This window comes from Paenibacillus nanchangensis, assembly GCF_046543445.1.
Taxonomy (GTDB): domain Bacteria; phylum Bacillota; class Bacilli; order Paenibacillales; family Paenibacillaceae; genus Paenibacillus_AQ; species Paenibacillus_AQ nanchangensis.
The window spans coordinates 71,855-92,658 of sequence record NZ_JBHOFD010000016.1 but is presented as its reverse complement, the minus strand read 5'-3'; the positions used below and the strand labels follow the sequence as shown (position 1 = coordinate 92,658).

At 51.1% G+C, this 20,804-nt stretch carries 12 protein-coding genes; 1 reads left to right on the top strand and 11 read right to left on the bottom strand.

The features are described from left to right. Positions 1-110 precede the first annotated feature (110 nt). From ACE6ED_RS14615 to ACE6ED_RS14580, 8 genes are all read right to left on the bottom strand, one after another. Complete coding sequence (locus ACE6ED_RS14615) at positions 111-1,691, bottom strand: helix-turn-helix domain-containing protein (RefSeq protein WP_410827919.1); 1,581 nt, start codon at positions 1,689-1,691, stop codon at positions 111-113. Then, complete coding sequence (locus tag ACE6ED_RS14610) at positions 1,688-3,484, bottom strand: cache domain-containing sensor histidine kinase (RefSeq protein ID WP_410827918.1); 1,797 nt, start codon at positions 3,482-3,484, stop codon at positions 1,688-1,690. The genes ACE6ED_RS14615 and ACE6ED_RS14610 overlap by 4 nt, the downstream gene beginning before the upstream one ends. Positions 3,485-3,983: 499 nt before the next feature. Continuing rightward, the gene (locus ACE6ED_RS14605) at positions 3,984-4,793 is read right to left on the bottom strand and encodes an SDR family NAD(P)-dependent oxidoreductase (RefSeq protein WP_410827917.1); all 810 of its coding nucleotides are present in this window, start codon (positions 4,791-4,793) and stop codon (positions 3,984-3,986) included. A gap of 21 nt (positions 4,794-4,814) precedes the next feature. Continuing rightward, positions 4,815-6,314: an MFS transporter gene (locus tag ACE6ED_RS14600; RefSeq protein WP_410827916.1), complete on the bottom strand. Its 1,500-nt coding sequence runs from the start codon at positions 6,312-6,314 to the stop codon at positions 4,815-4,817. 275 nt (positions 6,315-6,589) lie between these two features. Next, positions 6,590-9,265, bottom strand: coding sequence for a glycosyl hydrolase (locus ACE6ED_RS14595; protein ID WP_410827915.1), 2,676 nt, complete (start codon positions 9,263-9,265; stop codon positions 6,590-6,592). A gap of 19 nt (positions 9,266-9,284) precedes the next feature. Beyond that, positions 9,285-11,612 (bottom strand): glycoside hydrolase family 2 protein, encoded by a 2,328-nt coding sequence (locus tag ACE6ED_RS14590; protein WP_410827914.1) that lies wholly within the window; start codon positions 11,610-11,612, stop codon positions 9,285-9,287. Between the two features lie 19 nt (positions 11,613-11,631). Next, positions 11,632-12,435 (bottom strand): SDR family NAD(P)-dependent oxidoreductase, encoded by an 804-nt coding sequence (locus tag ACE6ED_RS14585; RefSeq protein ID WP_410827913.1) that lies wholly within the window; start codon positions 12,433-12,435, stop codon positions 11,632-11,634. 43 nt (positions 12,436-12,478) lie between these two features. Next, positions 12,479-13,762, bottom strand: coding sequence for a glycoside hydrolase family 1 protein (locus tag ACE6ED_RS14580; RefSeq protein WP_410827912.1), 1,284 nt, complete (start codon positions 13,760-13,762; stop codon positions 12,479-12,481). A gap of 163 nt (positions 13,763-13,925) precedes the next feature. On the opposite strand from ACE6ED_RS14580, the gene ACE6ED_RS14575 reads away from it, so the two are divergent. Then, a complete protein-coding gene (locus ACE6ED_RS14575; RefSeq protein ID WP_410827911.1) occupies positions 13,926-15,179 on the top strand; it encodes a helix-turn-helix domain-containing protein in 1,254 nt (417 codons plus the stop codon). Positions 15,180-15,255: 76 nt separating this feature from the next. On the opposite strand, the gene ACE6ED_RS14570 is transcribed toward ACE6ED_RS14575, so the two are convergent. The 3 genes from ACE6ED_RS14570 to ACE6ED_RS14560 all read right to left on the bottom strand — a co-directional run bounded on the left by ACE6ED_RS14570 (position 15,256) and on the right by ACE6ED_RS14560 (position 20,566). After that, positions 15,256-17,232, bottom strand: coding sequence for a glycoside hydrolase family 31 protein (locus ACE6ED_RS14570; RefSeq protein WP_410827910.1), 1,977 nt, complete (start codon positions 17,230-17,232; stop codon positions 15,256-15,258). Between the two features lie 14 nt (positions 17,233-17,246). Beyond that, positions 17,247-18,197, bottom strand: coding sequence for an AraC family transcriptional regulator (locus ACE6ED_RS14565; protein WP_410827909.1), 951 nt, complete (start codon positions 18,195-18,197; stop codon positions 17,247-17,249). 173 nt (positions 18,198-18,370) lie between these two features. Continuing rightward, a complete protein-coding gene (locus tag ACE6ED_RS14560; RefSeq protein WP_410827908.1) occupies positions 18,371-20,566 on the bottom strand; it encodes a rhamnogalacturonan lyase in 2,196 nt (731 codons plus the stop codon). Positions 20,567-20,804: the final 238 nt, after the last annotated feature.

Genomic DNA, 20,804 nt, shown 5'->3' with positions numbered 1-20,804 from the left:
TACTATACCGCCGGGGGAAACCGCTCTCAATCAGGCATTTTTAAGGATAACCGGGTCATTTTTAATATCCGTTTAACCGGCAGCGGTGCGGGTTCGCCATACTGCTCGCGCTACGTATCCGACAGGTTTTTCCGGTATTCTTTGGGTTTGCATCCCGCCGTTTTTTCAAACATCCGGGAGAAATGCTGGGGATCCGAGTAACCGACCATTTGGCAGATTTCGTACATTTTCAGATCGGTCGTTTCCAGCAGCTCTTTGGCTTTTGCGATCCGGATATTCGTCAGGAAATTCAAGTAAGTATCTCCCGTCTTCTGCTTAAAAATCTGGCTCAAATAATAGGGATTAATGAAAAAACGCGACGCAAGATCAGCCAGACTAATCTGCTCATTATAGTGCTTCGACACATACTCTTTGATCTCGGAGATCATGTCCTGCTTGTGGGGAACGTTGTGGCTTTTTTTGAACGCGATAATGCCTCCGATCACTTGATTCATCCACTCTTCCAGTTCCTCCAGGGTCCGGAAGCTCGATATCCCCTCCAGCGTCAATAATTGGCGGCCAAGCCGTTCATTTTGCTGCAGCTGCTGAAAGGACAGCTTGCGGATGCTGGATAAAAGAATGTTCAGGCACTGCTTCTGAAGCTCCGACGGACTTAAGCCGGGATGCTTCTCCATTCCCCGGAAAATCTCCCGGATCACGGCGGCGCACTCCTCCTCGTCCTTGTTGTCGAGGGCCGCGTCCAGTTTATCAATCAACTCTCCATGCACCGCTTCACATGTACCGGCCAAATTTTTGATTTCCGGAAATGAAATGATGGCATCCGCGCCTTTAAACAATTTGTAGCTGAGCGCGCTTCTGGCCTCTTCAAAAGATTGGCCGATGCCCGATGCCCGCTCCTTCGCCGTGCCGATTCCAACCGTAACCGGCAGGTTCAGTTCCCGGTTAACCGCTTCCCGCAAACGCTGTGCCGCACGAATCAGGCCGCCGTTTTCAATCGTGGTGGTGTGGGCGATAACCACAGCTATCTGTGTTCCTGTATAACGGAATCTGTACACCTGTTTGTAGGGCCGCAGCGCCAGATCGATGTGCTTGAAAATGGACTGGAAACCAAACTTTTTTAAATAATCGATACTTCCCGCTTCTACAATTAGAGACGCAAACCGTTTATACTCCGCGGGAATTCCAGCGATCTGCACCAGTTCCACCACAAGGTCTGTCTGCTCGCTGCCCAGATCGATGATATCCCGCAGAGCATTTTCCTGGATGCTTTTATGAACCTCCTTTTTCAAATCATTGACTTCCTGCAGTTTGGTTCTGTCCGCACGGATCGATCCCATGACCTGTTTCAGGCATTCGCTCAGTTCTTGTTCATCCACCGGTTTATTGAGATAAAACTCTACGCCTAGCCGTATGCCTTTCCTCGCATATTCGAAATCCGCATACCCGCTAAGCAAAATAAATTTGGCATGTACATCCGCGGATTTAAGCATGGTTATCATATCCAGACCATCGGCTTTTGGCATTCGGATGTCCGTAACAACGATGTCCGGATCAAGCTGTTGTATAAGCGCACAGCCATCCACCCCGTTATGGGCTGTGCCCACGACCTTGCATTCGGGAACGGAACGGCCGATCATTTTTTTGAGACCTTCCACAATGCCTTTTTCATCGTCTACCAATACAATCTTCACGGTGATTCCTTCCTTTCTTCATAGCTTGATGACGGGAGCAGGATTTCAATTGCCGTACCGTTTCCGGCCGCCGGAAGAAGGGCCAAATAATAACGGTCTCCATACTGGAGTTTGATCCGCTCCGCGATATTTACAAGCCCCAGCCCTTTGCCGGCAGGAGCGTCCGTCTGCCCCAGCTTGGTTTTATTGGTTTCCACATCCTCCAGAAGGGCCATAAGCTCAAGCCGTTTGGCCTCAGACATGCCAGCTCCATCGTCCGTAATCCGGATCAGCAGATCGCCTTCCTCCGTCCAATTCCCTTCGATTCCGATTTCCATCGGCCGGTCATAATCCGTAAATCCGTGATTGATGCTGTTCTCGACAATTGGCTGAAAAATAAGCGGAATGACACGGCAGCGCAGCATGTCTTTGGGAATGCGGACGCTGAGCCTGAACATATTTTCAAAACGGATATTTTGCAGCTGCAAATAATTGGTGGTGTATTCCAGCTCATGCTGAATAGCATGTGACCGCCCCTCTTTACCCAAGGCCAGCCTGAACATCCGCGCCAAGATCCGGATCATTTCAGCCGCTTCATCGTCGTCATTTACGATCGCCTTCATGCGGATGGATTCCAGGGTGTTATACAGCATGTGCGGGTTGATTTGATTCTGAAGCGCAATGAACTTGGCCTGCCGCTGCTTGATTTCCGCGATATAGACGTCCTCTATTAAGTCGCGGATCGTCAGGATCATTTTGTTGTAGCTGTGGACCAGACTTCCAATCTCATCACGCGACTGCTCTTTTTCAATCGGCACATATTGGCCGATTTCCGCCTGCTTCATGCTTCGGCGGAGCGATTTGATCGGTTTGGTGATCGTGTAGCTTAAAGCCAAGGAGATCAAGGTGATAAACAGACAGCTCAGCACGATAATAATGACGGTCATGCCCTGCATATCATTGATCTTTTGCAGAAGTTTGACCCGCGGAATTTCCGTCCGGATCGACAATTCCCCCTGCCCGGTGCTGCCCAGCAGGACGATGCGGTCTTTCCTTCCGCTGTCCTCCATGTAGCCCGCTTCGGATTCGAGCACCTTTTCCCAGGACATCCGGCCGCTTGCGGCGTCAGAGTGATACACCATCTGCCCTTTACGGTTGCTGATAAATACACTGATCCCGTATTTGTCCCGGGCCATGATGAATTCATGATCGAGCTGCAGCAGAGTAAACGGATCCAAATCCAACAGCAGCAGGCCCGCATAGGCTCCGTTCGAGCTGTACAGCACTCTGCCTATCGTTACAACCGCTCCCGCCCCTTTATCCTCATAATGGGAACGGTCATGCAGTCCGGTAATGAAGAAGGTTTCATTTGAACTGTCAATTTCCCGGTACCACGGCCGGGACAGCAGCGCTTCTTCATTGACTCTGCTGGTTGTCGCTGTATACTGGTACACACTGTTGTCGCGGCTGATTAACATCACGGTGCTAATCTCGGATTTCAGCAGGGCAACGCGCATCAGTAGGCGCTGAGCAGCGACTCTCTGATTCACCTGCTCGGCCATAGGCAATTTCCGGGCTTCACCCAGACGGTAAATCAGCTCATTGTCGACCAGGACCGACTTGGTGACCTCGTCATACTCTTCAAGGAACTCGTTTAAGCTTGTTTTGATTTGGGACGTATACAGGGAAGCAAATTCCTGGGAGGAGTCCTCCAGTCCCGCGGCCGCTTGGCGAAATATGAAGACGCTTACAAATACTAAGGGAATAACGCAGGCCAGAAGATACCCCGCCATTAACTTATTTTGGAATTTCATATTCCTTATTGTTGTCTTTGGCTTTTGTGCCCACTGCCGCAACCTCATGTTTGGCCCTTCCTTTGTGATTCGACTTTAGTAACGATTGTACATAACCTATTCCACAGGTGCTATCAAAAAGTTATTCATGGCTTTAATTCCCATCCCGCTGATCAATGAAAATATACCGGACTGAAACTTCAAGTCAAAAGGAGGAATTATAGGGTTTTCAAGGCATTTTTAAGGATTCGCCGGCAAAATAACAGCTCTAAAAAGCATAAGCTCCTTATCCGCCGATAAGGAGCTTTCTGCTCAAAATCATGTCATTATCGCAAAGACGTTCATGCGTTCTCCTTCGATTGGAGAATAGGCCAACTCATCAAAATGTGCCGGAGTTTGCGAGTGTTTTCCATTCCCGGTGGCTCTTGGCCAACCCGGCAGGCGCTAGGATCGGGATGAAAGCCCTTGATGACCGGATTACGGAAAGTTGCCATTCTCTCTTCCTCCTGATCTTCTAAAACTAATGTAAAATCTCCGGATGTTCCCATTTCACAGGCGTGAGTTTGCCGGCGCCCGCCCCGGCATCAATCGGAATGGCTGCGCCGCTGATATACCGGGCCAGGCTGGAGGCCAGGAACAAGGCCAAATGCCCGATTTCCCGCGGATCGCCGAGCTGCCCGTTTGGCGAAATCATTTTGGCATACTCTGTAACCACCTCTTCAGGCGCCTGGCCCCAGATCGAGGTCCGGAAGGTGCCGGGGCAAATCGCATTTACCGTGATGTTATAGGGAGCATAATCCAGCGCGGCCGTTTTGGTTAATCCAACCACGCCGTGTTTGGAGGCCGTATAGAGCCCCATGGAACTGTTGCCCAGGAGACCGGCCAGCGACGCTATGTTGATGATAAATCCGCCGGGCGATTTGGACTTCAATATCGCTTCAATCCCATACTTCATGCCATAGAATACGCCCTTCAAATCCACGGCGGTAACCCGGTCAAACTCTTCAGCCGTATATTCATGGACTGGCCGGTTAGCTGCGGCTATGCCTGCATTATTAACGACACCGTCCAGGCGGCCGTACGTGTCCACTGCATAATTCATCAGCTTCCTGATACCGCTTTCAGAAGTGACATCAGCTTGGTAAAAGGATACTTCTCCGCCTTGTGCTCTCAGTTGATCCGCTGCTTGTGTTCCCTTCTCGGCATTAATATCCGAAACGATCACCTTCATGCCGTTATCCGCGTAGCAGCGGGCAATCGCCTCACCCAACCCGTCGGCTGCGCCGGTGATTACCGCCACTTTGTCTTTTACACTGGTGAAATCCGTCATCTTTATTGGCTCCTTCCAAAGTTAAGATTGTGCGGCCTGCCGCCGTGCTTCAATTTCCGCCTGAATTTCAACCATCCGCGCTTTATCCAGTTCATAGAACCGCATGGCAATAAGCGAGATGATCCAAGCGAGCAGCATAATCCCGATGGACAGGAACATCGTCATCCAAAAGATTTTGCCGGAATACGGGGTATCTACGTCCGGAAAAGCCGTTTTGAACCCGATAAAAGCAAGCATGACTCCAATGAAGGTCTGCTGCAGCGAAGAAACGGCCTTGTCAATAAAGGCATAGACCGAGGAGATCAAGCCCGGAGCGAAGCGGTTGGTTTTATACATACTGTAGTCAATGACATCCGCCAGCATCGGCATCATCAGGCCGGAGCCTACATAACGCAACGCTCCGCCAATCAGGTACAGAAATAAAAAACTGATGGTCATAAAACCCATGTTCTCCATCCGGATCTGATTCGGATCGCCCAGCCATAACAGCAGGAAGAGCAGACTGTAACTGATCAGACATGCCCAGGTAGCGATTACAAAACCTTTTTTTGAGCCAAATTTCATCGAATAGCGGATGCCGAACATCAAAATTAATATATTGGGAATCATCCCGATCGCATTGGTTGTCCCCAGCAGTGAATAATTGCCAAGCACAATCCCAAACAGCATCACGTTAACAATCTGGTTGCCGGCAATCTGCAGACTTAGTTTATCAATGGAGGCGGACACCACAAACATTTGCAGCGGCCGGTTGCTCTTAAGCAGCGGCCAGATTTCCTTCAGCTTCAGAGGCTCCGAATGCTGGCCTGCGCCGTAGTGTTCCGGCCGGTCCTTGGACGAGATACCGATGATGGCAAACGCATATCCGACACCCGCAAGAATCACTGTGGAAATGGTCATTTCCTGAAACAAGCCAACTTGGGTATAACCGCCGTATTTGCCGGTGAGATAAAACGACAGATAAACCGAAGCGGCCGTATAAAATACCATCGTGTAGATCATGGTTAGTCCGCCGAACAACGGCCGCTGTTCCGGATCATTGGTCAAAATGGCATTTCCGATATTAAGGGAAATTTGGGATAACGCATAACCGACAATAAAAACCATATACAGCCCAATAAAGTATACAAGCTTCAATGCGTCAGGTATCAGATGATTAGTAAAAAACAGCAGTAACGTTGACGCAGCCATTATGAGATAAGCAATCAGCAAAGCAGGTCTGACTTTCCCGTACTTTCCATTGGTTTTGTCGAGAATAATGCCGATAATCGGGTCCGTCACCGCATCCATTACCCTGGAGCCAGTGATAACGATGGAGGCAATCACCGTACCCAGACCAACAATTCCAGCAGCATAATAGGAAACCAGACCCATCAGAAACATAAAGGCATTGTGGCCGAAGCCTCCAATCGGATAAAGCGCCAGCTCCCAGCCCTTGGCCCGGCGGTACATTTTCTCTCTTTCCGCTTTGATGATTGCTTTTTGCTGCTTTGCCGGCTTTTTTAACGCAATCTGCGCCATACCATTCGCCCCTTTCAGATCAACAACAATAAAAAATAATGCGCTTACATTTTATGGGTTAAGCGTTTTCAAAACATCGTTTATCGGCCGACTGCTTTCTTTACTTGCTGAGCTCAACTCCAATGTTAGCATCTGCCTTTTTTTCTTTATGGTACTTTGGTCATTTTTTTGGTGATATCAATCATTAATTTTGACTATTCATACTGTTAATAAATCCCAAAAATAAAGCCGGCCCCCGTCTATAGACAGGAACCGGCTAAAATACCCCTTGAAGGTTAGGCTTGAGCCAAAATCTTTACATCGCCGATTATTCCGGTCGGCGGAAGCGCGGGAGCTTTGAGAAAAGCGGCAAAAAAGCTTCCCGCCTGCGGCGGAGCATAGTGCTGTTCACGCTCTCGTGTTGTAGCTACCTCGATCCGCAGCTTGTTGCCGCCTGCTTTCAGCAGGTGGCCGATCCTGAAATGAAATGGAGGAGCGACCTGAATGCCTGCTGACTGCTCATTAACAAATACCTCTACGCCTTCGTATGCCTCCTCGATCACCAGCTCGGCATGGCGCAGTGCAGGAAGCTCCAGCTCCCGCTCATAGCGGATAAAGCCGGAGAATGCGGGGTAGTTTAGCCCCACATTTGTACATTCTTCAATCGGCTGATGGTCGTGAAAATGAGGATATTCCGCCGCTGCCGCCAGGCTCATCGTCCACCCGCCGGCCAGTTGGATTTCCTGATCACAGCAAGCGGGGGCTTCCGCACGCGCACCGGTTTCCTCATCCCGGCCAAACACAATAACCACACTCTGATAAGGCCTTACTTCCAGGCAGAGCTTTGTCCCTGTATCTGTAGGCTCAGCCCGCACTTCAACCAGGCGGTTGTTCCATACATCATAACCGTATACCGGGCCTGCAGCAGGCACGTGTACCGTACCGGTAAATGCTTCGGCCATATTTTCATTGGTGAACAGATAAAGATCGTTATCTTCCCGGTAATGCAAATAACGAAGCATCGGAAAAGCCGGCTCTACCGCCAGCTCAGCTACGGAATGGCTCTCCAGCTCGGACACAAGCGTATCCAAGGTAACCACCCGGCAGGCAGACAGCTCTGTCAGTAAAGCGGCTTCTCCGCTCAGTATTCCGCTTGGCAATCCGTCAATGAAGAGCACCGGGCAGCCTGCCGCCTTCAGCTCAAGGACGGCCTTGGCCGTACCCGCTGTCATATACTGCGCATACGGGACAATTAAAACCTTGTATTCCTGGTCATTCACGTACAAACAGTTCCCCAACCGGGTTCTGTAACGGTCTTGCTCCACAAAGACATCGGCAGGCACAATGTCAAAATCAATCTGATGATCCAGCAGCACGTGCGCCGGCTTCTGGTCCAGCATATACTCCCCTGCCCATTCCGCCTCCGCATGATACAGTACAGCCGCAGGGGCAATCCGGGTACCGCCGCTGATCAAAGCGCACATCCGGTTTACATACCGCATAAGCGCGCCGAAATGGCGAAATTGCGGATCATGGCCATTAGCGTAGAAATGCGGCGGACAATCCGGGTCAGGGTAAGGTTTGGCGGAAAAAGCATGCGGCACATAGTGGTTGACCCCACGCACCAGGAAGTGGTCCACCAGATATTTCATCGTGCGGACGCCTTCGCCCCACCCGTAGGCTCCAAAAATTTCACACATGGTGCGCCCTTTCTTGATGGGGTCAATCGCCGCAAAGGAGCTTCCCAATTTTCCAAGCAGGTAATGAAAAAATTCGCCGTCGCGCTCGCCGATAACCGTCCGTTTGGGATAAATTTCGCCGCCGGGCATAACCTGCCCGCCAATATCGTCAATACCGGACATATGCTGTCCGGAAAGGCCGCGGAAAAAATGCCCCAGACTGGAACCGGGTCTGGCATGCATGTTGTTGTCCTCGATTAAATGGCCGATGTACTCCACACCATGCTCCGCGCACCAGTCCCCGATTTCCTGCGAAAAGTTCTTCTCCACCAGCCGTGTGACAATATCCATATAAACATAACGAACCTCAGCCGTTTGGTCCGGATGGTTCCCGCTTTCCCACAGCAGCGGCAATCGGGTTTTCCACTGTCCGCCCAGCCGGGCCAGCAACTGCGCCTCTACCTCAGGGCTCCACGGCAGGTCCTGATCCGCGCCGATAGGCTGGTTCGCATTCATTTTGCCGTTACCCAGCTCCGGCTCATCTGAAAAAAAGCCGGCAATGGTCGTGCCAAACTCTTGTTTGTAGCGCTGCCAATGCGGTTCGTACACGGCTTCAATCTGTTTTCTTGCGCTTTCCTTATGCAGCATGTTGATGTAACCGTCACGGCTGCCGGCATTGCGGGTCAGATAATGAACGTAAATCATCCATTTTCCTGCCGGGACATCCCAGACCAGTTCTCCATCCTTAACATATTCCGTAATATCCGTTAAGGTGGATGCATCAAAACCTTGGTCAACACGCGCTGCGCAGACACTGAACAGGGCATCGTCGTCGAACTTTCGTTTTTCTTTTTTGGCGCGCATGCCAAAGATGCTGGTTTCAAACGGGTTTTTGACATACACCGCATGGTTTGCCACGTTTAATTGAACGGACTTTGCCGGCCCGGCCACCTCAACAGAAGAATAATAGATAAACTGTCTGCATAATTCCGCTGGCGCGTTCTCCAAAGCCCCATTTGCATACCCGGTAGGAAAATGGCTGTCATCAAGAATCCATATTTTCATCTTCCTCTTTCTGGCCTCATCCAAGATAATATCCAAGTCATGCCACCACTTCGGACCGCAAAAATCGGGATGCGGCCTGCTTTCGATGCAAACGGCACCGATGCCCGCGGAATGAATGGCTTCCATATATTCTCTCAATACATTTTCTTCTTCCCCATGCAGCCAGAGGAACGGGAAGATATAGTTTTCCCCTTCATTATTTAGCAGCTGTTTGATTTTTGGGTTCATGCGGATCTCCTTTCCAGCATCACGAGTTGCCCGTCTGCTTTGTGATTTTCACTAACTCGCGGTTCAGCTTGTTTAGATTCCGCTTATTAAACAGCAGGCTGTCGTTATCCAGCGAGGCCAGGACATCCAGCTTGAAGCCTTCCATCATTCCGTACATCGGAACCTGAGTCAGATCGCCAAGCACGTGGACCACCGCCTGTCTCGCCTCTTCATGGGCCATCAAATCCTGAAGCGTGTCGCGGGAGGAATAGACTCCGTCCGGAATGTCCACCTCTTCCAGCGGCTCATCGTCCGCATGCTCCGGCAGTTGAAACCAGTTGGCGACGGCTTCCCCTTTATCTTCTACCGGAGCGGTATAGGAGGTATTGGCGGCGGCAACTTTGGTAAACCATGCCTGATCCGCATATGCCGCTCCGTCATGACCGGCGGTCACCTCGATATGGCTGACACCTTCCCCCAACATGACCTCTTGAAAAACCACAACGTTGCCGCCGCCGGATAACGTCCCGATTACCTCCCCGTTTACCCTTAACGTTACGGCTTCGCAGTTCGTGTATACCTTCACATTCATGGTGTCGTTTGGACGTTCCAGGTATCTTTTTCCCGAAATATGCACAAAAGGCTCCGTCGACCAATGTGCTTTATACATAAAAAACGCATCTTTTTTAACTTTGCGGTCATAGGTAACCAGCCCTTTATTGTTGCGGCCTTTCACGCCGCCTTCATCCCGGATATTCGCCCCAAAATCAAACATGTTCCATACATACGTCGCCCACAGAAACGGACGTTCTTCAAAAATCCTCCAGACCGTCTCGTGATAAACCGCGTGATACTCTTCGGTGTAATCCTTCACAACCGGCTTATCGCTGTGATACTCGATAATACCTTCCGCGCCGTACTCTGAAATACATAAACAGGTCGCGGGATTGACGGCATGAAAATGGTCGAGCCATGACGCAAAATCCTCGGCTTTGCCGTTATACCAGCCATAATATTTGTTGTATCCGATCACGTCGGTGATATAGTTGTATTCATCCTGATCCTCAACCATAAACATATTGGCCATCGTCGTTAACCGGGACGGGTCCTCACGCTTCACCCAATCGTTTAATTCACGGACCACCTGGCGGACACGGTCCGCGTTTTTGCTGCCAATCTGAATTTCGTTCTGCAGACCCCAGAAAAAAATCGAAGGATGGTTAAAATTTTGGCGGACCAGTTCGATCATTTGGGACTTGGCGTTTTCCCCGGTCAAATCGCTTTGCGACATTTGGGTAATAAACGGAATTTCAGCCCACACCACCATGCCTTCACGGTCGCACAGATCGTAGAAATACTGGTCATGCTGGTAATGGGCCAGCCGGATCGAGTTTGCTCCCATCTCCTTGATAAGGGCCATATCTTCATCGTGCTCCTGATGCGATATTGCCCATCCCTTGTCCTTCCGGTCCTGGTGCCTGGAAACTCCCTTTAACCGGAGATTACTGCCGTTCAAATACAATCCCTGATTCGGGTCTACATGAAAATAGCGGACACCAAAAGGGATTTTCACTTCATCGATTGTGTCATTAAAGCGCTGCAGGGTAACCCGCGCCTGATACAGGTAGGCGTCTCCGGTACCGTTCCATAAATGCGGCTGCTTAAGGGTCATCTTTAGATCAACAGCACGGCTGTCACCCGCCGGAATAACAACCTCCGCTCCAGAGGCGCAGACGGCATGGCCGCTCTCTTCCAGCAGCTCAATCCATAACCGGACCTTGCTCTCATCCGGCAGATCATTCGCCAGCCGCGTCTGCACCCGCAGTTTGGCCGCCGGCTCCGTGACTTCCTCCTGCACCACATAAACGCCTGAAGAACCGTAATCCATCAAGTCGATATGCACAGGATGGACGAGAATCAGATTCACATCACGGTATAGTCCGCCAAAAAAGGTGAAGTCCGCTCTTAACGGATAGACATCCTCAACCGGCGAATTGTCCACCCGGACCGCAAGCAGATTGGATGTGCCAAACGCCAAATATGGCGTGAGGTCAAACCGAAACGTGGAGTAACCTCCGCGGTGCGTGCCTACGAGCTGTCCGTTCAGATAAACATCGGCGATGCTGTTCGCCCCTTGAAATTCGATAAATACCCGCTGGTTCTGCCAGGTCATTGGGACTGTTAAATCTTTGCGGTACCAGCAAGCACCGCGGTAATATTCATTGCCATTGGCCCCATCGTACGCATTCCAGGTATGGGGCAGCGACAGCCGCTCCCAGTCCTGATCGCTGAAGTTTACTTCTTTAGCTTCAATCTCATCCCGCTGCAGGAACCTCCAGGATGAGTTAAGATTGACCACATTCCGCACGCCAGCATCTCCTTTTGTCCTAGACTAAGTCCTTCATCTTGTCGGCAATCAGCTCCGCGGCCCGTCTTGGATTCAAGCGGTACAGCTTATCCATCATTCTGGAGTCCTTGCCCGCCAGAACACGATACCGTTCTGTTTCGATTCCATCGATAATGAGCTCCGCAGCCTTGGAGGGCGTCAGCAATTGAGAGACCTGTTCCTTGCTCATCTCCTTGGAAGGAGCGTTCTCCAAACCGGAATTTTGCATAATATTGGTGCTTACGCCGCCGGGGAAAACCACGGTTACTTTCACATTTGTATCCTTAAGCTCCGCTCTCAGCCCCTCGGTCAACAGCTTGACCGCCGCTTTGGAAGCGCCGTAGATCGTCTGCCCGGGAACCGGCAGAAAGCCGCCCATGCTGGAGACATTCGCAATATGCGCCACCGGCCTTGCCAGAAGATAGGGCAAAAAGGTTTTGACCATGTAGAGCGTCCCGTAAAAATTGATGTCCATGACCTGCTTGATTTTGTCGTAGCTTAATTCGTTGACATTCACAAACGGGTGGATTATTCCCGCATTATTAATAACGCCGTCTACGCTGCCATGCTCCCGGATGACCTGCTCCGGCAGAGCTTCCACAGCAGCGCGTTCGGTCAAATTGACGAGATGGGTGGAGATCAGACCGCTTTTGCCGGCGGATTGCCGGACCGTCTCTTCCAAGGCTGCCTTACTGATGTCCACCGCCGCCACGCGTGCGCCTTTGGAAAGCAGGTTTAAGACCAGCTCCCTCCCGATTCCGCCGCCTGCACCGGTAACTACCATTACTTTGCCTGCTACCTTCATTTGTTCGCCCTCCTTTTTCCGTAAAGCCGTTTGAGTAAACCGGTTACAGACCGGTATGACGAATCGTCCCCAATGCGGACAAGCTTGGTTTAGGCTGTCTGATTTGGGTTGTGCGGTCCACGGCAATCAGGCCGAAGGTCTGGTCATAACCCAGCTGCCATTCAAAATTGTCCAGCAGCGACCAGTAAGTATACCCAATGACGGGAAGTCCCCGCTCTATCCGCTCATGCACATCTGCCATCGCCTGCCGGATAAACTCAATCCGTTCCTCGTCGTTGTCTGTCGACAGCCCGTTTTCCGTAATGAAGATCGGTTTATGCCAGTGTTCAGCCACAAAATCCAGCACATGCCCCAAAGCCTCCGGATAATATTCATATCCCATCTTGGTCCGTCTTGTCTGATCATCCGGATGAACGACACCGTCCGGACCATGAATTTTGCGCGAATAATTTTGGACACCCAGGAAATCATCCTCCAGAATAAACGGCAAATAATCCAGGAAATCCTCCTGCTGCTCTTTGGTCACGTAGGGTTCTCCGCCCGGCAGCGCCTGATGATCGTAAAGCGAAAACGTAATTCCCACTTGAATCTGGGGGTGAATCGCCTTGATTATGCTTCTTGCGGTTTCATGGCACTTCATAATGATCCGTTCCCCCTGCTCCGTTCTCGGTGACAAAAACGGCTGTACACTGCGGGGATCAATCCCGAATACTTCGCCCAGTTCCCGGTAATAATGGAGCATCCGGTCGGCGGCCCCTGCATTAAGCCCCACTTGAACATCGGCCTGGGCGCCGGTTTTTGGGCTGGAAGCCATCATCCGCTTCATGATTTTTGTGATTTGCTTGCCCATATTGGCTTCGTTAAGGGTGCAAATATAAGGAATGAGATGGCCCAGCCCGGAAACCACATAGCGGGTATATGCTCCAAAGTGTTCCACTGTCGATTCGCTCTCCCATCCCCCCTCGGAGATCAGCCATTTTGGCGAAGAAAAATGATGCAGCGTCACAATCGGAGTAATCCCTTGTGCATGGCAAAAATCGAGAACCTGCCGGTAATGCTCCAGCTCATGGGGATCAAACTGCCCTTTGGCCGGCTCTATTCTTGCCCATTCTATAGAGAACCGGTAGGCGTTGCAGCCGGCATCCTTCAGGAGCTGAATGTCCTCTCTGAACCGGTGGTAATGGTCTACCGCATCCAAAGAAGGTTCTTTATATACGGAATGCGGAACATGCTCCATTGCCCAAAAATCACTGTGGATATTGTTGCCTTCTACCTGATGCGCTGCAGTGGCCGCCCCAAGCAGAAAATTTTCAGGAAATTTGCTCATATCCATCCAACCTTTCTAAAAGATTCGCCCCAATGTAACCGCTATCATAAATAAGCACATCTGCATCATAACATCAGCCAAAAAATCTTTATGGTATTTCCGCTTGATTTTTTGTATTATAATCCGTAAGTTTGATCTTCCAAGCGGAAAGGGAGAAGGGCGCATGGACTCTTACATGGATCAATACCAGCCATATTGTGACCTGGTCTGTCACAGCTTTGATCTGCACGTGTTTCTGATTGATACCGGGGGGAAGATCATCTATGAAGCCTCCAGCCAGCATGGATTAAACCCGCTTTATGCCAACCAGAATCATCACTTATTCACCCAGCTCAATTTGTATTCCACCCGGTCGTATGCCTTCCCCTTGATTACAAAATCCGTGTTCTCCGAAAAATACATTTTAGTCAGTATATTCCGGGATCAAACCTTTGCAGGCACCGTATTGATTGGCCCTGCCCTCTCCCACCCGGTATCCGATGAAGTGGTGAACGGAATTATCCATGATGCGCGCGGCTTTTTTTATCGTGACCAGGTTCACCGGTACTACAAATCGCTTCCCGTTATTGAACATGAACGGCTGATATATATCGGCATCATTGTGTTTCAGCTGTTTAATCAGATCCTTTTGGACCCGGCTGCCGTGCGGGAGAAAAACGGCAAGGTGCTGGATGCCGCCAAGCTGGAAAAAACGGAACTGATGGTGTCGCAACACCTGCAGACCCACACTTTTCATGAACGGTTGTTTGAGAAAAAAATGCTGGAGATTATTAAAGAAGGCCGGGTCGATGAACTAAAGCATTTGCCCGTTCTAAAAGAAGAAGAGGTCGCCAGCGTGCTGTCGAAATCCAGCTACTTCCGGTCGAACAAAAACCATATTATCACGCTGATCGCCTTGGTTTCGCGGGCTGCAATCGAAGGGGGATTGCATGAGGAAATTGCGTTTAGCCTGCATGACCGTTTTATTCAGCAGCTGGAAGAGACAACAACCCTGGACGAGGTTCGGGACTTAGCGAAGGAGGTGCTGTATACCTACGCGGATAAAGTGCGGCAGGCCAAAAATGAAAAATACTCCCGCACCATCGCCTCCTGCAAAAACTATATATACAAACACATTTACAGCAATATTGGACATGAGGAGCTCGCGGCCGCGGTTGAGCTCAGCCCCAAATATTTGTCTGTGCTGTTCAAGAAAGAGGTCGGGATTACCGTCAGCGATTATATTCAGCAGACCCGGATCGCGGAGGCCAAAAAGCTGCTCGCCTACAGCAAAACGCCGATCTCCGAAATTTGTACGCTGCTGAACTTTAACGATCAAAGCTACTTCACCAAAGTATTTAAAAAGGTAACCGGAGTCACCCCCAAGTTTTATCGGGAACGGCACCGGTTTATGGAAAAGAAAACGGACAACCGCTGAAGGTTGTCCGTTAACGTACAATCGGGGTATGCGTTCACTGAATGAACAGTTTATCGCCTGCAAGCCGCATTCCAGCTTATCTAGCCGGAATAATCGGCAAATCGGCTCCATTTTTCAGAAACAAGGGAATCTGCTCCAGCGGCGCCTGAACCACGATTGTTTGGCCGCCTGGACATTTATCGCCAGTGTAAGCATTCACCCATACCGCCCCCGCGGGCAAGTACACCGGCCGTGATCTTACTCCTTCAATGACAACGGGAGCGACCAGCAAATCGGGCCCGAACATATACTCATCTTCTACATTCCAGGCGGCTTCATCCTGCGGGAAATCGTAGAAAAGCGGCCGCATCGGCGGGGTCCCTTTTTCATGCGCTTCCTGCATCAATCCCGAGATGTACGGCTTCAAGCGTTCGCGCATGTGCAAAAATTCCGTAAAAATGGCGTAAGCCTGCGCCCCATAACTCCATACTTCGTTATCCGCCCCGCTGCCGCAGACGCCGCCGCCTTTCGTTCCGATCGGAGCGGCATATGGCTGCCGGTCGCCGTGAAGCCTGAACACCGGACAAAATGCGCCGTACTGGAACCAGCGGATGATGCATTCCTGGAAGGAGGGGTCCTGCGGGTTGCCGCCGTGGAACCCTCCGATATCCGTAGTCCACCAAGGAATGCCCGCTATGGCCATGTTTAAGCCGGCTTTTACCTGTATGCCCAATACCTCGAAACTGGAATGAATGTCACCGGACCAGACAACAGCGCCGTATCGCTGGCTGCCCGCCCAAGCGGTCCGGACCAGATTCATAATTTGATGTTGGCCTGCAGCGGTCATTCCATCAAAGAAAGTCTGGCTGTACTTCATCGGATAAATGTTGCCGACCTGCTGGCTGGACCCAATATGGTACCGGTAGATGTCATGATCATAAACGCTCAATTCGGGTTCGGCTTCATCCAGCCAAAACACCCGGATTCCCTTGTCATAATAATTCTGTCTGATGAGGTTCCACAGGAATTGGCGTGCTTCCGGATTTGTGGCGTCAAAAATCGCATTTTCTCCAAGAAAACGGAACTGCGTACGGACGCCCCGGTCGGAACGCAGCAAGTAACCTTTTTCCAGCATCTGCTGATAATTTTCGCTTTCCGTCTGCACGGTCGGCCATACCGAAACCATCAATTCAATGCCCATTTCCTTGAGTTCGCGCACCATCGCTTCGGGATCCGGCCAATATTCAGGGTCAAATTTCCAGTCCCCTTGATTGGTCCAATGGAAAAAATCGATCACTATAACATCAATCGGAAGCTGCCGCCGTTTATATTCCCGCGCAACCTCCAGCAGCTCTTCCTGCGTGCGGTAACGGAGCTTGCACTGCCAAAATCCCATCCCGTAATCCGGCATCATCGGTACTTTCCCCGTCACGGCCGCATACGACTCCTCGATTTCCGCCGGTGTATCTCCTGCCGTGATCCAATAATCCAGCTGCTTTGCGGAAGGTGCCGTCCATTCGGTTACATTCAAGCTGAAATGGGCCTGGCCAATTGCCGGGTTATGCCAAAGAAAGCCGTATCCCTCGCTGGAGAGAACAAACGGAATGCTAATTTGACTGTTGCGGTGAGTCAGCTCCAATGTGCATCCTTTTACATTCAGGAAAGGCTGCTGGTATTGGCCCATGCCAAACAACTTTTCGGAACGGCTGGATTCCAGACGCAGTTTAACGGCAAAATCGCTGCCGCCCGGAATGGCCTTAAGTTCCCGGCCCCCATACTTTAACTGATACGTGTCTTTTGTTTCATTTAACAGCAATTTTCCGTGTTGATTATAAAATAAAATTTGTCCGCTGCTCAAAATTTCCGCTTTGATTTTCCCGTTTGTAATGGTTGCTTGTTGTTCCTCAATGCGGATTTCAGGAGTGACTGCAGGAACAGGCAGCAGCGCCCACGCATCATCTGTAATGTCGGCATAGGAAGCCCTGACACGGAGCGAGTTCTCTCCCCACGGCTCGATCCATACCCTTTCATGGTCAAATTCTCTGATTAACCGGTTGTTCTCCGCGCGAAACATAACGTTTATCCCCCTTATCGGTCCGGCGAACGGTCCACAATGGCATGCCGATAGCAGGCTGGCGTGCAGCCATAATACTTTTTGAAAATTTGCGTAAAACGGTTCACATTGCTAAAGCCGGTTTGGGAAGCAATTTCGATGATCTTTTTGTCGGTCGTCTCCATCAAGTTGACGGCTTCCGCGATCCGATATTCATTTAGAAATTCCATTGGCGAAAGGTCAAACTGTTTTTTGACGAACCGGCAAAAATAAGAGGGGTTCATATTCACCTGCTGCGCCATATCGCTTAGCGTTACAGGCTTACTGTAATTTTGCTGCACGTAAGCGATTACTTTTTTGGCCAATACGGAGCTGTGATTCCTTCGGGAAAGATTAGCGTGTGATGTCGCTGGCTGCTCGGCGGCACATTTCTCCAGCTTGTACAGAACCTCCAGTAATCTGGCTTTGATTAGCAGTTCATAACCCTGTTTTTTTTCCTGATAGACCTTCCTTACCTCTTCCAGAACAGGAATCAGCCGCATCCCGGCCTCCATCTCTTGGGTGACAAGCAACGGATAATTGCGCCGGCCCGAAAAAAACGGGGTGATATACTGCTGCTGGATTTGATCATTGCTCAAACTGGACAAAAAATTGTAGTGAACCAGGAACGCATAAAACACGATTTCACCCGGGCAGATCCTGCTTGCGGAATGCAGCATATGGGGTGGAATCAGCACAACTTCGCCGCTTCTTACCGTAAACTGCTCCTGCCCTACATAAAAGCGCGCACTGCCCTTTTCGATAAATAATAACTCGGCTTCCTCATGCCAATGGGAATACAACACCAAATTGCTTATTGGAGAGATTGTCGTCTTATGCACGCTCATCCGGAAATGCTTGTCTCCATGCTCAAGCTTCTCCTTCATATCCCCGGCAACCCATTCGTCTGTTGGCTCCGGATGTAATGGTTCCAGACTTGGTTTCATATGCCACCTCGCCAACAAAGGAGTGATTCACCAATTACTGATGACTGCTGGGATTGACCTGTTACGGATGGGATTGACCTCAACCCCCGGCTTTATTACCAGTTTACTTCCACGCTATGGGCGATGTCTCCTCCTATATCCACTTCTCCTCATCAGTTATTGACTTTTTATGATTATGATGACAGATCCGGCACCGGAACCTTGGACCAGTTCATATCCGTCCCCAGGTAAAAGCTGGTGTAACAAGGCTGGTTATACACCACGTTTTGCCAGGCTACCCCTGTCCGGTACTGGGGATCATGCATCAGGGTGTACAGCTTACGGTCCGTCAGTTCCGTGCTCATATAAATGCGGATAGCCGTGCTATCCTCTGTCCGCACAACCAGTTCCTCCCGCCAATCTCCAAACAAATCTGCCACCAGGCAGGGATTGCCTTTGGTGCCGTTATTGGAGCGTGTGCCTTCGGCTGTCAGCAGCCGTCCACGCTTCCAGTCTTCAACAGCAACCGGTTCGTCAAAGGTGCCGCTAATGAACTGGGTGGTCATATCTGCCGCCCACTTGATGCTCATATTGGTGCCAGGTGCCCGCTCATCCAGCTTCTCGCCCTTGGCCGAGCGCAATCCTCTGGACGGCTCGTGAGCCAGGTGGCTTTCACTGCACCAGGTTTGCAGTCCCGGCACTTCCGGCTCCACTTTCCCGATCATCCCCCGGCCCACATCCTCTTTGGCAAAAGCACCGTACAGCACCTCACCCGTAGCAGCATCCCGCAAAGTATATCCATAAGGCGCATGAATCCCCTCCTCATGAACCATATAAATCTGAAGACCTTTCCGGCCGGGATCCACAACTGCCACATGCAGAGCATCCCCATGACCCAACTTGGCATACTCCCCTGGAGCCGCGCTCCCTTCAGGCAAAATTCCTCCAGAGCTATAAAGAAGGCTGCCATCCTGGTCAATCGTGGCGGACCCATAAATAATTTCCTGGCAGCCGTCCCCGTCCACATCCGCAGTGGACAGGGCATGGGCGCCCTGCTTGGCCAAGCTGCCGAATTCCGGATTACGGCCGTCCTGCAGGTGTAAGGTATCCCGAAACGGATTATTCATGGTCACCCAACCGCTGTCGGTGTACCATATCTCCTTCAATTCCTGTCCGTCCCAGCTGTAAGCAGCCATGGCGGCCCGAGTGTAATACCCGCGGGCAAACAACGCATAAGGCTTGCAGCCGTCCAGATAGGCTACCCCTGCGAGGAAGCGGTCCACCCGGTTCCCCGGTTCGATGCGGTTCCAGGAATAGTCCCCCCACATCAGCCCGTCGTCGTGACGCCCCGGCTTGTAGCGGACCGTCGTCAGCTCTTCTCCCGTTTCGCTGCGGAAAACGCTGAGGTACTCCGGCCCCTTTAAAATAAAGCCCTCAAATTGCCGCAGCTTGTTGCGTTCGCTTCTTTCGGGTGCATACACATCAAGGAAATAATCTGCCAAGCGTACCGCATCCACACGCGATAGCGGATAGGGATATTGGGGGGCGATGCCGAAGCACTCCTCCAACGTAGCCGGCCAGCGGCCGGCCGCTACCTCTTCGTGCTTGTGCCAGCTCTGGAACATATCCGCCACGTGCTCCGCATAGTCGGCACTGCTCATGCGGTAATCGTCATTATGGCTGTAACCGGCCGCCGCATCCTCAGGCAGCAGGGTAATGAAGGCTGCGGAGACGGGAGCACCGTCCCGGTACCGGATCACCCGGGTTCCCGGCGCCGTCTTGAACATGAGCTCCGCCTTGCCGTCCCCGTCAAAGTCATAGACCAGAAATTGGGTGTAGTGAGCCCCTGCCCGGATATTGATCCCCAAATCGATCCGGTACAAAAGCGTGCCGTTTTGCTTGTAGCAGTCCAGATACACATTCCCTGTATAACCTGTGTGGGAAACATCCTTGGAGTTGGACGGGTCCCATTTGACGATATATTCGTATTCTCCATCCCCGTCCACATCGCCCACACTCATGTCATTGGCGCTGTATGTATAAGGCTGCCCCGCGGGCGTAACCCCGTCCCCCGGCTTTTGAAGCGGGATTTCCAGATAAGGGGTTTCCCACGGCCGGATTCCGGCGCATTGGTCCTGTTCTTCTCCGTTGATTACAGCGGCGACCGAATATTCCGATTCCTTTGTGCCTTCCTTATCCAGGTAATTCGTGCTGTCACCGATTTCCGCAATCAGCCGGCCGTTGCGATATAAGCGGAAATCCGCAGCAATTAGGCCGTGTTCTGAAACGGCGGTCACCTCCTGCCCCAGAAGCCGCCAGCTGATAAATATCCCCTCGGAAGTGCAAACTGCTGCCAGCCCCCGGTCTAAATGCTCCATTTGCACGCTCATTCCTTAGCCTCCTCCGTTAATCATCCCAAATCAGATTTTTCCTCCGGTAATCTTTTTCTCCTTAACCTGATAAATGCCAGGCCGCCAAAAATCACACCCGTAGCATACTTACCTTAGCCGCTTCCAGCAATAAGACATTTTTGCCCGGACGGATTCAGGACATTGCACTTTTTTGAACGGGTTGCAGTATTTTGCAGCTGCTTGAGGGAAGCAGGAATGGAGAGGGGATAACTTCATA